The sequence below is a fragment of the Faecalibacterium sp. AF27-11BH genome (assembly GCF_003603005.1).
Classification (GTDB): domain Bacteria; phylum Bacillota; class Clostridia; order Oscillospirales; family Ruminococcaceae; genus Faecalibacterium; species Faecalibacterium taiwanense.
This window is the reverse complement of sequence record NZ_QVGS01000005.1, coordinates 58083-73174: the sequence shown is the minus strand read 5'-3', so window position 1 is coordinate 73174 and position 15092 is coordinate 58083. Positions and strand designations below refer to the sequence as shown.

Genomic DNA, 15092 nt, shown 5'->3' with positions numbered 1-15092 from the left:
AGTCTGGTGAAGCTTTACTTGACCTTGGTCAGGTCGGCCAGCTTGTGGAAGATCTCGGTGTTGTCAAACACGCCGCCGAACTTCTCCGCACCCACGCCGTTGGCGTAGACGTTCACCATGGCACCGGTGTGGGCGTAGGTGGTGTGGTCCATACCGGATTTATGGTTGATGGTGTGGCAGATGGCCATGCTGAAGGGGATGTAGGTGCCGTACAGCTCGTAGTCCTGCTGGGACATGTCCTTCTGGCTGGCAGAGCCGACCTTCAGGGTGCGCTCGTAGGCGGTGCGCAGGTTCTGCACCTCGTAGTCGGTCAGCAGCAGCTTGCCAGCGTTGGCAGCATCCGGGTCGCTGGGCAGGGTCAGACCGAAGTTTGCCTTCACATCTTGCATGGCAACCTCAAAGGGGGTCTTGTTAGCGATGTAGTTCTGCACATAGGTGGAATCAAACTTTGCGTAGGACATCTTCTGGTGGGTCAGGTTCGTCAGGAAGGTGTCGTAGTTGGTGGTCTTGTAGCCGATGGCCATACCGCCGGTCTCGTGGTCGGCGGTAACGAGGATCAGGGTCTCGTTGGGGTGCTTCTGCTGGAACTCCACGGCAGCCTGCACGGCGTTGCTCATTTCCAGCACATCATGGATGGAAGCAGCGGCATCGTTTGCATGGCAGGCCCAGTCGATCTTACCGCTCTCGGTCATCAGGAAGAAACCCTTGGGGTTATCCAGCAGCTCGATGCCCTTCTTGACGTAGTCGGTCAGCTGCCACTCGCCTGCGGCGGCATCCATGGCGTAGTTCATGGCCTTGCCGTCTGCCAGATTTTCGGCAATGATCAGGGTCTTGCCTGCACCTGCGGTCAGTGCAGCAGCACCCGCCTGCGTGGTGACGACATTGTATCCGGCCTGAGCAGCCACCTCGTGGTTGTTGGGGCCGGTGCCGTCGCCGTTCACCTTCTGGAACTCGCCGCCGGCAAAGTATTCAAAGCTGGAGTTTGCCAGCTCTACACCGATCTGGTAGTAGTTCTTGCGGGTCTTCTGATGAGCGTAGAAGGCGGCGGGAGTGGCGTGGTCGATATTGACCGAGGAGATGATGCCCACCTTGTAGCCCTTCTGGGCGTGCAGCTTTTCGGCAATGGTCTCATAGGGCACATCGCGGGTCCACGGGCACATATTGATGACACCGCTCTCGGTCTTGTGGCCAGTGGCGATGGAGGTTGCGGTGGAAGCGGAGTCCGGGCAGAAAGAAGTGCTGTCGTAGGTAGTCACACTGCCCACGGTGGGGAAGCCGGTGAAGCTCAGGTCGGCCTCGGTCACAGCGCCGTTGTTGTCCACGGTGCCCTTGTAGAAGCGGGCAGACTGGATCTGGGCAGTGCCCATGCCGTCGCCGATGAACAGGAAGATGTACTTGGGTTTCTGGAACAGGCCCAGCAGGCAGTTTTCCTCGTCGGCTGCGGCATCCGCATCCGGCTGTGCTGCGTTTGCGGCAACGGGTGCAGCAGCCATCATGCCGGCGGCAGAAGCAGCTGCGCCAAACTTGAGAAAGCTGCGGCGGGAGATCTTGTTTTCTTTCATGACGTGATCCTCTCTTTTCATTCAATCAAACATTGCGGGCCTGCCTCAGGCCCCGTTTTTCTTCTTGTGGGAACGCTTTTATTGTAGCGCACCGCCTTGCGGGGAAAAACCATGCCGCCGCAAAGCTTTGGTAAAACCGGTGCGGCTGCATCCGCGCCAACGTAAAAAGCCGGAAAGGGATGTAAAATCCTGCTCAAGTGCCACCACTTTTTCCACAAACGTCTCTGCAAGGGTTGAAAGATGATGGCATTTCATTGTACAATAAGAGAGTAAGTGCTTTTTTACCTTTATATAAATTGAGAGGATTTTATATGGCAGAGATCAAAGTTCTGGCACTGGATCTGGATGGCACCCTGACCAACAGCCAGAAGGAAGTTACACCCCGCACCCGGGCTGCACTGGATGCCGCAATTGCAAAGGGTGTCACCATCGTGCTGGCATCCGGCCGTCCCACCGCGGGCGTGCTGCCGCTGGCAAAGGAACTGGGGCTGGATAAAAAGGGCGGCTGCATCCTTTCTTACAACGGCGGCAAGATCATCGACTGCCGCACCGGCGAGACTTTGTACCAGAAACAGCTGGATGCCCAGTACGTACCCGAGCTGTGCGCCTTTGCCGCCGCACAGAACGTGACCATTATCACCTATAATAAAGAGGGCGTTGTCACCGAGCACCCGGACGACAAGTGGGCACTGCGCGAGTGCTTTACCTGCAAGCTGCCCATGACCGGCGTGGACGATCTGGCAAAGTATGTGGATTACCCCATCTGCAAAATGCTCATCACGCTGGACCCCGCCCGCCGGGACGAGGTGTGGGCCGCCGGCAAAAAGCAGTTTGACGGCCGCATCGACCTGTACCCCTCCAGCCCATTCTTTATTGAAGCCGTGCCGCTGGGCGTTGCCAAGGACGGCAGCCTTGCCGCCCTTTTGGAACACATGGGCCTTGGCCGCGAAAACCTGATGGCCTGCGGCGACGGCCTGAATGACCGCTCCATGATCGAGTACGCCGGTGTGGGCGTGGCCATGCAGAACGCCGAAGAGCCGGTAAAGGCCGTGGCCGACTATGTGACTGCCGCCGACAACGACCACGACGGTGTGGCCGAGGCTGTGGAGAAGTTTATTTTATAACCCTCTCTGTCTTTGCTTCGCAAATCCACCTCTCCCGAAGGGCGAGGTTTTATCCATCTAATCGTAACGTATGATAAAAGCTCCCCCTTTGGGGGAGCTGGCACGGCGTAAGCCGTGACTGAGAGGGTTTGATTCAAAAGAGAGGACAAACAAAATGCCGCGCAATCTGGTTTTATTTGATCTGGAATGGAATATCGGCTACCAGCCGTATACCTTTAATTACCATGGCGTGCAGCAGACCTTCCGGGGCGAGATCGTGGAGATCGGTGCCGTGAAGATCGACGAGGATGCCAACGTGCTGGACACCTTTTCCATCCATCTGCGGCCCCGCATCTTCCGTAAGCTGCAGCATCACATTGCTAAAGTCACCGGCCTGACGCAGGCCGATCTGGACAAGGGTGAGCCCATCGTGCAGGGCCTGCGCCGCTTTATGCAGTGGTGCGGCCCGGATGCCGAATTTGCCGAGTGGGGCATGGATGACGTACCGGTGCTCAAGCAGAACCTGTACCTGTGCAACATCGACGAATCAAAGCCCACCGTCTGGTACGACCTGCAGCAGGTGTTCCTGCGGGAGCATCCCCGCAAAGAGGGCGAGGGCATGACGCTGGAAAGCGTCGTCACCCGCTTAGGGCTGCCCATGGAGCGGCAGTTCCACGATGCCCTTTCCGACACGCTGTACACCGCCGATGTCTGCCGGATGCTCGACCTGCGGGCCGGTCTTGCGGCCTACCCCACTGAGGAGGAATCCCTGCGGGCCAGCCTGTGCCCTGCCCCCGGCGACTACCGGGATTTTGAGGTCTTCCACGGCTATGTGGAGCAGTACACCTGGCGCACCGACCCCAAAATTTACATCATGAGCTGCCCGGAGTGCGGCGCACCACTGACTCCGGACGATGTGTGGCTGAAAAAGGGCAGCAACAGCTGGTACACCCTGAGCCAGTGCCCCCACTGCGCCGGCAGCAGCAATGCCGCAGGCAAGGGTGTGTTCCAGCGCTACAAGCTGGCCCGCCGCGACGGCCTGCACTGGAGCTACGCCCGCTGCCTGCAGATCCCGGACGATGCTTCTCTTGCCCGGTGGGAAAAGCAGCGCACCGCCCAGCTGGAGCGTATGAAGGCCCGCGCAGAAAAGCAGGCTGCGGAGTAAAACAGCACCGGCAGCTTCGTAGTATCCCAAGGAAGCTGTGCACAGGGCAAAAAAAATGTCGCTTTGTGTTCATGCTTGTGTCATACAATATGGATATACTACGGATAGAGGAACCTGCGGATGGGAAAGCGCAGGCGGAAGGGATGGATGTGCACAATGAACTTTTGTCTGCGCCAGCTGGGAACGCTGGAGTTCTGGGAAACTCTGCTGGACAGTTTTGGCAACCTTGGCCCCATTGCCCCCATCATGCTGGCCATGGTGGAGTCGTTTTTTCCGCCGCTTCCGCTCATTGCCATTGTGGCGCTGAATGTAGCGGCTCACGGCGGCATTCTGGGTTTTCTGTACAGCTGGGCCGGTGTGGCGCTGGGCGGCAGCATCATGTTCCTGTTCTGGCGGCGGGTGGTCAAGTGCTTCTTCTGGAAGTTTGCCTCCCGCTCGCCCAAGCTGGAAAAGGCTCAGCAGTGGGTGAACCGCTTTGACACTTCGTCGCTGTTCATGCTCGCGCTGCTGCCCTTCGCGCCAAGCTCCTTTATGCATCTGGCCTTTGGCATCTCGGACTTTGACGAAAAGCGCTATCTCATTACCATGCTACTGGGCAAGGGCGTGATGATTGCCATGATGGCAGTGTTTGGGCAGTCGCTGGTCAGTTCCATGAAAAACCCGTTGTATCTGGTGCTGGCCGTTCTGCTGTGGGGCGGGATGTACTGGGTGAGCAAACAGTTCTGCAAAAAACACAATCTGGAATAATAATTTAGAATGCCCTCCGCTTCGCTCTGGGCATATTTAGCGGAAAAATATTTTTATAATAGGGCAACAGCAGACAGCCTGCGGGCTGTCTGCTGTTGCATTTTCACAGTAATGGCCCAAAAGGTAAACTCCATCTGTTGCGCTTATTTCCTTCGGAAATGACCGCGCAACCGGAAAATATGCCGCTTGCAACTACGGCCCCTTCCGTGAAAAAGCAAACCAGCCAAGCCCGCAGGCTTGGCTGGTTTGCAATATAAAAAATAATATTTCATTATTTTATGCCCAGAGCAAAGCGGAGGGCATTTAAAATCGTTTCCTTCCCCTTGACATTCACTTTGACTGCTGTATAATATGTATGCTATCAAACAGTTTTATTTGAAACTGTTCAATGCCAAAACAACCATGAAGGACAAAACCATGATGTGTGACGAAACCAAAAACGAGTGCTGCAATCACGCCGATCCCCCTTGGGAAGGCCCACAGGTCATCCCGGCGCAGATCCGCCGGGTGGACAACCTGATCTTCCGCAAGATCAACCAGTTTGCCCGCGAAAATGACGTGGAGCAGGCCACCCCCATGCACGGGTGGATCATTGGGTATCTCTACCGCCACCGGGACACCCCCGTGTTCCAGCGGGACATTGAGCGGGAGTTCTCTATCACCCGCTCCACCGTGACCAACATCCTGCAGTTGATGGAGCGCAAGGGCTATATCGAGCGGCGCAGTGTTCCGCAGGACGCCCGGCTCAAGCAGCTGGTGCTCACCGAAGAGGGCATCTGCTTCCACGAAAAGACGATGCTCTGCTTCCACCAGACCGACGACTATGTGGCCGGGCTGCTGACAGCGGAGGAAAATACCGAGCTGCTGCGGCTTTTAAACAAGCTGCGGGATGCACTGCAGTGATGCAACCTGCCGAAAAAGTGTTCGTTAAATTAGTAATTATGAACATTTTTTGAAACGTCTTGACAATTAAAATGTTTTGTATAAAATTGTTCTGTACCAAACAAATAAAAAGCAACAGGAGGTAACTCAGATGATCAAAAAGTTAGTGTCACATCTGGGCGAGTATAAACGCGCCGCAGTCCTGACACCGCTCTTTGCCGCTCTGGAAGCCGTGATGGATGTGCTTTTGCCCACCATCATGGCCTTTATCATCGATCAGGGCATTGAAAAGGGCGATATGAACGCCATCCTCAAGTACGGCCTGCTCACCTTTCTGGTGGCTGTGGTCGCGCTGGCGCTGGGCGTTCTGGCCGGCAAATACGCCGCCGAGGCATCCACCGGCTTTGCCGGAAATCTGCGCGATGCCATGTATGAGAACATCCAGCATTATTCTTTTTCCAACATTGATAAATTCTCCACCGCAGGCCTTGTCACCCGTATGACCACCGACGTGACCAACGTACAGAACGCATTCCAGATGATCGAGCGCATGTGCGTGCGCGCCCCGGTGCATCTGGTGTTCGCCCTGTTCATGGCCGTGATGATCGGCGGCCCGCTGTCACTGATCTTCGTGGTGGCTGTGGTCTTTCTGGTGGCGGTGCTGGCAGGCATCATGGTGCCCACCTTCCACATCTTTGACCGGGTGTTCAAAAACTACGATGCCCTGAACGCTTCCGTGCAGGAAAACGTCTCCGCCATCCGCGTAGTGAAGAGCTTCGTGCGCGAGGGCTTTGAAAACGAGAAGTACACCAAAGCCTGCCAGAGCCTGTACGACCAGTTTGTGAACGCTGAGAGCCGCCTGAGCTTCAATAACCCTGCCATGCTCACCGCCGTTTACGGCTGCAACATCGCCCTGAGCTGGCTGGGTGCCAAGTACGTTCTGCATGGTGCCATCACCACCGGCCAGCTGAACGCTCTGTTCGGCTACATCATGAACATCCTCATGGCCCTGATGATGCTGAGCATGGCCTTTGTCATGATCTCCATGTCTGCCGCTTCCGCAAAGCGTATTGTGGAAGTGCTGGACGAGACCACCGACCTGCCCCCCGCAAAGCAGCCGGTGCAGCAGGTGAAGGACGGCGGCATCGAGTTCGAGCATGTCACCTTCAAGTATAAGCACGGCAGCGGCCAGCCGGTGCTGAATGATATCACCTTCAGCATCAAGCCCGGTGAGACCTTAGGTATCATCGGCGGCACTGGCAGCGCAAAATCCAGCCTTGTGCAGCTGATCCCCCGCCTGTATGATGCCGAGAGCGGCACCGTGCGCGTGGGCGGCGTGGATGTGCGCGACTACAACCTCGACGTGCTGCGCCGCGAGGTGTCCATGGTGCTGCAGAAGAACGTGCTGTTCAGTGGCACCATTCTCGATAACCTGCGCTGGGGCGACGAGAACGCCAGCGAGGAAGAGTGCATCCGTGTGGCAAAGCTTGCCTGCGCCGATGAGTTCATCGAGCGCTTCCCGGACAAATACAATACATGGATCGAGCAGGGCGGCTCCAATGTGTCCGGCGGCCAGAAGCAGCGCCTGACCATCGCCCGCGCCCTGCTGCGCAAGCCCAAGGTGCTGATTTTGGACGACTCCACCAGCGCCGTGGATACCGCTACCGATGCCAAGATCCGCAAGGCATTCCGGGAGGAGATCCCCGGCACCACCAAGATCATCATTGCACAGCGCATTTCCTCGGTGCAGGACGCCGACCGCATCCTTGTGCTGGATAACGGTAAGATCGATGGTCTGGGCACCCACGAAGAGCTGCTCAAAACCAACGCCATCTATCAGGAAGTTTACAACAGCCAGACCCAGGGCAGCGGCGACTTTGACAAACAGGGAGGTGAACAGTAATGGCTCAGGCAAAAGAAGTTCGCGGCCCCGGCCCCCGCATGGGCGGCCCCCGGCCCAAAGTGGAAAACCCGGGCAAGCTGCTGAAGCGCATCATGGATGAGGTATTCCGGCACTATCTGCCCCATTGCATCCTTGTACTTGTCTGCATCGTGGTCAGCGCGCTGGCAAACGTACAGGCCAGTCTGTTCTTAAAGACCCTGATGGACGATTACATCGTGCCCATGACCCAGCAGCAGGATCCGGATTTTGCCCCGCTGGCTGCGGCTCTGCTGCGGGTAGGCATTATCTACGTCATTGGCATTCTGGCAGCGTGGGGCAACGCCCGCATTATGGTCAACGTGACGCAGGGCACCCTGCGCAACCTGCGCACCCAGCTGTTCACCCACATGGAGAGCCTGCCCATCAAGTATTTTGACCAGCATCCCCATGGCGACATCATGTCCGTGTACACCAACGATGTGGATACCCTGCGCCAGATGCTCAGCCAGAGCATCCCGCAGCTAGTGTCCAGCGCCATTACCATTGTTTCGGTGTTCTTCAGCATGTGCATGCTCAGCTGGCAGCTGACGATCGTTACCATGCTGATGGTGGCGCTGATGATGTTCTTCTCCAAAAAGATCACCCAGCAGTCCGGCAAATACTTCATCCAGCAGCAGCGGGATCTGGGCAAGTTGAACGGCTACATCGAAGAGATGATGGAGGGCCAGAAGGTCGTCAAGGTGTTCACCCACGAACAGAAGGCGCTGGACGGTTTCCGCCAGCTGAACGACCAGCTGAAGGACAGCGCCAACAAAGCCAACAGCTTTGCCAACATCATGATGCCGGTCAACGCCCAGCTGGGCAACATCAGCTATGCCGTCTGCGCGCTGGCAGGCGCAGCCATGGCCGTGAGCGGCATGGGCGGCACGACCCTTGGCACGGTGGTGGCTTTCCTGAGCCTGAACAAGGGCTTCAACATGCCCATCAGTCAGGTGTCCATGCAGGCCAACAGCATCATCATGGCTCTGGCCGGTGCCGAGCGTATCTTCAAGATGATGGACGAAGAGAGCGAGACCGACGAGGGCTATGTGACCCTTGTCAACGCAAAGTACGACCGCAACGACCAGCTGGTGGAGACGGACGAGCGCACCGGCCTGTGGGCATGGAAGCACCCGCACCACGACGGCACTACCACCTACCACAAGCTGGAAGGCAGCATCACCTTTACCGATGTAGACTTTGGCTATGTGCCGGAAAAAACCGTCCTGCACGATATCAACCTGTATGGCCGTCCGGGCCAGAAGATCGCCTTTGTCGGCTCTACCGGTGCCGGTAAGACCACCATCACCAACCTCATCAACCGGTTCTACGACATTCAGGACGGCAAGATCCGCTACGACGGCATCAACATCCACAAGATCAAAAAGGCCGATCTGCGCCGTTCTCTGGGCATCGTGCTGCAGGACACCCATCTGTTCACCGGCACGGTGATGGAGAACATCCGCTACGGCCGGCTGGATGCCACCGATGAAGAGTGCATCGCCGCCGCCCGCCTTGCCAACGCGGATGGCTTCATCAAGCGCCTGCCGGAAGGCTACAACACCATGCTCACCGGCGATGGTGCCAACCTCTCGCAGGGCCAGCGCCAGCTGCTGGCCATCGCCCGCGCCGCCGTGGCAGATCCCCCGGTGCTGATCCTGGACGAGGCCACCTCCTCCATCGATACCCGCACCGAAGCGCTGGTGCAGCGCGGCATGGACGGCCTGATGTACGGCCGCACCAGCTTTGTCATTGCGCACCGCCTGTCCACCGTCCGCAATGCAGACTGCATCGTGGTGCTGGAGCAGGGCCGCATCATCGAGCGCGGCAGCCACGACGAGCTGATCGCCAAGAAGGGCAAGTATTACCAGCTGTACACCGGCAACCTTGCCGAAAACTAAGCGTTTTTCTACCTCCTCAATGAAAAAGCGACAGCGTGCATCAAATTGCGCGCTGCCGCTTTTTGTGTTATACTGGCTCTGCGGCCCTTCTGTCCATCCTGTACGGGTTGCGGCTCCCTGCGTCTGCTTCGTGCCTTGAGCGGCACTCGCATCCTACAGGCCGCGGCCCCAACAGCTCCTCCCTGTTTCCGCCGCTGGCGGCGGTCGTCGCCGTTGCACAGCAGAGGTAGTAGCCTACTATTTATGCAAGTGGCTTGACAGCCTGTTCTTCAAGGGCAGCAAGCACTGATGAAAAGAAGCACCCCGGTACTGGTTCTACCGGGGTGCTTCGATTTTTTACGTGGTAAACACGTTCGGCCTTATCGCGTTGCCTACCCTTATTATACGCACTTTCATGCAAAAGTCAAGAGGTTTCTGATTCATTTTTCTACCATGTTACGTCGGAATTTTTTGTGCTTTACAAGGCTTTGCCGTTGGTTTATACTGAAAGCTGAATGATTCTATCAAATTGAGGAGTTTTGCATCGTGGTTTCGGAGAGCACACTCACCTTGGATATCCTGCCGCTTTCGGCAGACACAGCCCGGCTGGTGCGGGTGTACGGCACAGAGCCGTGTATCGCGCTGCCCGGCGCACTGCCAGCACCGGAGGGCGGCAGCTTTGCTGTTACCGAACTGGGCGACTACTGCTTTTCCGAAAAGCCGCGCAGCCTGCCTGCGGCAGACAAGACCTGCCGCTACGAGGCGGCCCCGGACGGCACGGCGCGGCTGATTCGGGCCTTTGGGCAGACGGTAGGCGGCACCTGCCGCCGGTACGACTTCGACTTTGACGCGCCCGCTGCCGGTTCGGATGCAGACGACCTGCACCCGGTGTGTGGGAACTTTCTCGAAGAGCTGACCCTGCCGGACAGCTTACAGGTCGTCGGCAGCTGCGCATTCTACAACTGCCGCAAGCTGCGTCTGCTCACCGTGGGCACGGGCAGCCTGACCATGGGCAGCGATGTGTTTTTGAACTGCTTTGCGCTGGAGACCATCCGGGTGCAGGCAGGCCCTGAAGAACCTACCGGCCTGTTTGCCCTTGTGAACAACATCACCGAAGCGGTGCGGGCGGAGTTCCGGCCTGCCGGTGCCGCCGCGCCGCTGGCGGCGCTCTGGTATCCCGCCTACTGGGAGGATATCGAGGAAACCCCCGCCCACATCCTTCTGCACACCTTTTCCGGCCAAGGATATCATTACCGGCAGTGTTTTTTAGAGAACAAATTCCTCCCCGCAGAATACGACGCGATCTTCCCGCAGGGCCACGATGCCGACGATGCCAATGTGATGGCAATGCTCTGCTTTGACCGGCTGCGGTATCCGTGGCAGCTGACCGAAGCCGCCGCCGGACACTACCGGGCATTTCTGGCAGCCAACACCGACCGGGTGCTGGCCCGCCTGCTGAAGGCGCAGGACAATGATGCCGTGCGTGCACTCATTGCGCTGGATGTGCTGGACAAAGACGGCTTTGCCGAAGCTTCAGCCCTTGCCGCCAAGGCCGGGAACGCCGCTGCCGCCGCTCTGCTGGCGGATGCGGAGCACAAAAAGTATGTTCCTCAGCCCAAAAAGCAGCGGTACGATTTTGATTTTTAAACAGCAGAAAACTCCTTCCGCCGCACTTCGTGCGCCAGCTCCCTCTAAGGGGGAGCCTTTGGCAGTAAGGGTAAGCTTCCGGTTTCGCCAGAGGCCCCATCCCTGAGAGGGCTGGCATCGCGCAGCAATGACTGGGGGAGTTTGCAGCGAAGCTGAGAGGGTTCCAAGTGAGGTGACACTTTTGCCCCAAACGATCCAAAAAGAAAAATTTTTTGACCCGCGCAAACCGTTCCAGTCCCAGCGGCCGGAGACCCACGAGGAGTGGCAGGCACGCATGGGCGGCGAGGTGCTGGCGGTGGTGCGCAGCGGGCTGTATCTGGACTTTCGCTTTCTGGATATGGCACTCAGTGCCTTGTCCCCCGCCCCGGACGAGCGCTGCCGGGTGCTGGCTACGGACGGTCAGGTCCTGTTTTATCAGCCCAGCCACCTGCTGCGGCTCTATCAGGACAACCCCAAATATCTCAACCGGTTGTATCTGCACACCATATTCCACTGCGTATTCCGACATTTGTGGCTGAAAGGCCGCCGGGAGCCGCAGCTGTGGAGCCTTGCCTGTGATATCGCAGTGGAAAACGTTATCGACAGCCTGAACCGCACCAGCGTCAAGCGCCCGCTGACCTATGTGCGCCAGAACGCCTACCAGCAGATCACCGCCGAGGAAACCGTGGTGGCAGCCGCGCCGGTGTATCGGTGGCTCACCCGGCAGACCCCCGGTGTGCTGCGCCAGCTGGAGCGGGAGTTCGTGACCGACGACCACCGTCTGTGGCCGAAGGATGCGCCTGACCAGCCCCAGCAGATGCCCACTCCCGTGCCCCAGAAAACGTGGCAGAAGATCGGGGAGCGGATGCAGACAGAGCTGGACCTGCGGGATAAGGAAGCCGGGGACGGTGCCGATGCCCTGAAGCAGCAGGTAAAAGCCGCCAACCGCAGCCGCCGCAGCTACCGGGATTTTCTGCGCCGGTTCTGCGTGCTGCGGGAGGAAGTAAAGCTGGACCCGGACGAGTTCGACCTGAACTTCTACACCTACGGCCTTTCGGTGTACGGAAACCTGCCCCTCATCGAGCCTCTGGAAAGCCGGGAGAGCAAAAAGATCGAGGAGCTGGCCCTTGTCATCGACACCAGCTACTCCACCTCCGGTGAACTGGTGCGGGCGTTCCTTGCGGAGACCTACACTCTGCTGAAAGGACAGGAGAACTTTTTCCACCGGATGAACCTGCACCTGATCCAGGCCGATAACGCCATCCGGCAGGATATCCTGATCCACAATGAGGACGAGCTGATCCACGCCATGAACCACTTTGAGCTGCGGGGCGGCGGAGGAACGGACTTCCGCCCGGCCTTTGAATACGTGAACCAGCTGTGCGCCGAGAAGAAGTTCTCGAACCTGCGGGGCCTTTTGTACTTCACCGACGGCATGGGCACCTACCCCGCCAAGCGCCCGGCCTACGACACCGCTTTTCTGTTTCTGGGGGAGCGGTTCGACGATGCCAATGTACCGCCGTGGGCCATGAAGGTGGTTCTGGATGAAGAGGAATTTACCGGTGCAGCAGCCCGCCCGCAAAGCACCCTTGCCGACGCGCTGGCCGAAGAGGACGACCTGTACCGTGACCTGAACAATTCGTGAGGGAATTTGTTATGAATATCAAACGAGCCAAAGAAGAAATTGAACACACCGTAAAAGCCTACCTTGCCAAGGATGCTCTGGGCGAATACGCCATCCCGGCCATCCGGCAGCGTCCCATTCTGCTCATGGGGCCTCCGGGCATTGGCAAGACGCAGGTGATGGAGCAGGTAGCCCGGGAGTGCGGCGTGGCGCTGGTGGCCTACACCATCACCCACCACACCCGCCAGAGCGCCGTGGGTCTGCCCTTCATCCGCCAGCGCAACTACGGCGGCAAAGATGTCTCCGTGACCGAATACACCATGAGCGAGATCATTGCCAGCATCTACGCCAAGATGGAGGCCACCGGCCTCTCCGAGGGCATTCTGTTCATCGACGAGATCAACTGTGTGTCCGAAACGCTGGCCCCCACCATGCTGCAATTTTTGCAATGCAAGACCTTTGGCAATCAGGCCGTGCCTGCGGGCTGGGTGATCGTGGCGGCAGGCAACCCACCGGAGTACAATAAATCTGTGCGCGACTTTGATATCGTTACGCTGGACCGCGTGCGCCGCATGGACATTGAGCCAGACCTGCCCGTGTGGAAAGACTATGCCCGCGCTGCCCACATCCACAGCGCCATTTTGAGCTATCTGGAGCTGCACCCGCAGAACTTCTACCAGATCAACGCCGATGTGGACGGCACCCAGTTCGTGACCGCCCGCGGCTGGGAGGATCTTTCCAATCTGCTGGATACCTACGAAACACTGGGTCTGCAGGCTGATGAAGACCTGATCCGCGAGTACATCCAGCACCCGAAGATCGCAGAGGACTTCTCCGCCTACCTCGACCTTTACTATAAGTACCGCGACGACTACGGCGTAGAGGAGATCTTGGCCGGACAGGCAAAGCCCGCCGTGTTCGCACGGCTGCTGCAGGCCCCCTTCGACGAGCGGCTTTCGCTGGTCAGCCTGATCCTTGCAGGCCTCGGCACCCGGTTCACGGCCTCCCGTCAGGCAGATGCAGTGGCCGACAGCTGCTATGCCTTTCTGCGGGAGACCAAAAAAGCCCTTGCCACCGTTCCGGAGGATATCCCGGACGGCTCGGCAGAAATGTTCCACCAGCAGATCATGGATCACGACACCGAAACACAGCAAAAGCGTGCCGCCGGGCTGCTGAGCAAAGATGCTCTGACCACCCGCCTGCAGGTGCTGGCCGTGCTGCGCGGCTGGGAGGGCGAACTGCGCCGTGCCAACGCCGCCGGTACACAGGAAGCCTTCGACCTGCTGCGCGGGCAGTTCCAGTCCCTTGCCGATGAGCGCGAAAAGGCCCAGCAGACCGCCAGCGCCGCGCTGGAAGCCGCTTTCGACTTTATGGAACAGGCCTTTGCCGAAAGCCAGGAGATGGTGGTGTTCGTCACCGAGCTGACGGTGGACCCGGTGTCCCACGCCTTCCTCACCGAGAACGGCTGCGAACGCTACTTCCAGTACAACAAAGACCTGCTGCTGGACCACCGCAAAGCTGCCCTGCAGCAGGAGCTGGCGGCAGAGCAGCGCCGCCACGGCGGGGTGTGAGCCATGCTGGAAAATATTCTGTTCAGCATGAACAGCACCATGCCGCTGTTCTTTATCATGCTGCTGGGCTATGTGCTGCACCGCACCGGTTTTCTGAGCGATGCGTTCGTGGCCGGGGCCAACAAGTTCGTGTTTTATGTGGCACTGCCGGTGCAGCTGTTCCGCGACCTTGGCAAAAACGATGTCCGCGCCACCTTCGATGGCCGGTATGTGCTGTTCTGCTTTGCGGTCACACTGGCGTGCATCCTTGTGATCTGGGCGCTGGCAAAGCTGTTTTTAAAGGGCACCGGCCTTGTGGGCGAGTTCGTTCAGGTGTGTTACCGCTCGTCGGCTGCCATCCTCGGCTCGGCTTTTCTGCAGAGCATCTACGGCGATGCCAGCATGTCCAGCCTGATGATCCTTGGCAGTGTGCCGCTGTATAACATCATGGCAGTGGTCATTTTGATGCTGGAAGCGCCCACTGCGCAGGCTCAGACCGGCAATATGGCTGAAAAGCTCAAAAAGAGTGTGAAAGGCATCCTGACGAACCCCATCCTTCTGGGCATTGCAGCGGGTTTTGCGTGGAGCATGCTGCACATTTCCATGCCTGCCATGCTGGATAAGGCCCTTTCCAATGTGGCCGGTCTGACCAGCCCTCTGGCCCTGCTTGCCATTGGTGCAGGCTTCAAGGGCAAAAAAGCTCTGGGATACCTCAAGCCTACCGCTGTGGCTACTGTGGTCAAGCTGATGGTGCTGCCTGCGCTGTTCCTGCCGCTGGCTGTGCGCTTTGGCTTTACCGACGAAAAGCTGGTGGCCCTGCTGGTGATGCTGGGCAGCATCACCACCCCGGCGTGCTACGTTATGGCAAAGCAGATGGGCCACGAAGGTGTGCTTACCGGCAGCGTGTGCGTTACCACCACCCTGTTCAGCGCATTCAGCCTGACCTTCTGGCTGTTCGTGCTGCGGAGCCTCGGATATATTTTATAACATCTTTTGCATAGCACAACAGCGGACGGCCTGCAGGCTGTCCGC

At 58.3% G+C, this 15092-nt stretch carries 12 protein-coding genes; 10 read left to right on the top strand and 2 right to left on the bottom strand.

What is annotated here, in order from left to right; translation table 11 throughout:
• Positions 1-14: 14 nt before the first annotated feature.
• Both DWY76_RS06830 and DWY76_RS13980 read right to left on the bottom strand, forming a co-directional pair.
• Positions 15-1562 (bottom strand): alkaline phosphatase, encoded by a 1548-nt coding sequence (locus tag DWY76_RS06830; protein WP_243111961.1) that lies wholly within the window; start codon positions 1560-1562, stop codon positions 15-17.
• Positions 1563-1640: 78 nt separating this feature from the next.
• A complete protein-coding gene (locus tag DWY76_RS13980) occupies positions 1641-1817 on the bottom strand; it encodes a hypothetical protein (protein WP_165852584.1) in 177 nt (58 codons plus the stop codon).
• 56 nt (positions 1818-1873) lie between these two features.
• Here DWY76_RS13980 and DWY76_RS06825 point away from each other — a divergent pair, with 56 nt between their 5' ends.
• From DWY76_RS06825 to DWY76_RS06775, 10 genes are all read left to right on the top strand, one after another.
• Positions 1874-2686: a Cof-type HAD-IIB family hydrolase gene (locus DWY76_RS06825; RefSeq protein WP_120080576.1), complete on the top strand. Its 813-nt coding sequence runs from the start codon at positions 1874-1876 to the stop codon at positions 2684-2686.
• 154 nt (positions 2687-2840) lie between these two features.
• Positions 2841-3830 (top strand): 3'-5' exonuclease, encoded by a 990-nt coding sequence (locus tag DWY76_RS06820; RefSeq protein WP_120080574.1) that lies wholly within the window; start codon positions 2841-2843, stop codon positions 3828-3830.
• 156 nt (positions 3831-3986) lie between these two features.
• On the top strand, positions 3987-4577 hold the full coding sequence (locus DWY76_RS06815; RefSeq protein ID WP_223388225.1) for a VTT domain-containing protein: 591 nt from the start codon (positions 3987-3989) through the stop codon (positions 4575-4577).
• Between the two features lie 417 nt (positions 4578-4994).
• On the top strand, positions 4995-5480 hold the full coding sequence (locus DWY76_RS06810; RefSeq protein WP_223388226.1) for a MarR family transcriptional regulator: 486 nt from the start codon (positions 4995-4997) through the stop codon (positions 5478-5480).
• 130 nt (positions 5481-5610) lie between these two features.
• Complete coding sequence (locus DWY76_RS06805; RefSeq protein WP_120080572.1) at positions 5611-7362, top strand: ABC transporter ATP-binding protein; 1752 nt, start codon at positions 5611-5613, stop codon at positions 7360-7362.
• Positions 7362-9281, top strand: coding sequence for an ABC transporter ATP-binding protein (locus DWY76_RS06800; protein ID WP_120080570.1), 1920 nt, complete (start codon positions 7362-7364; stop codon positions 9279-9281). The genes DWY76_RS06805 and DWY76_RS06800 overlap by 1 nt, the downstream gene beginning before the upstream one ends.
• A 525-nt stretch (positions 9282-9806) precedes the next feature.
• Complete coding sequence (locus DWY76_RS06790; RefSeq protein ID WP_120080566.1) at positions 9807-10907, top strand: leucine-rich repeat protein; 1101 nt, start codon at positions 9807-9809, stop codon at positions 10905-10907.
• A gap of 172 nt (positions 10908-11079) precedes the next feature.
• A complete protein-coding gene (locus DWY76_RS06785; protein ID WP_347562236.1) occupies positions 11080-12531 on the top strand; it encodes a VWA-like domain-containing protein in 1452 nt (483 codons plus the stop codon).
• Between the two features lie 11 nt (positions 12532-12542).
• Positions 12543-14081, top strand: coding sequence for an AAA family ATPase (locus tag DWY76_RS06780; protein WP_120080562.1), 1539 nt, complete (start codon positions 12543-12545; stop codon positions 14079-14081).
• Between the two features lie 3 nt (positions 14082-14084).
• Positions 14085-15047, top strand: coding sequence for an AEC family transporter (locus DWY76_RS06775; RefSeq protein ID WP_120080560.1), 963 nt, complete (start codon positions 14085-14087; stop codon positions 15045-15047).
• Positions 15048-15092: the final 45 nt, after the last annotated feature.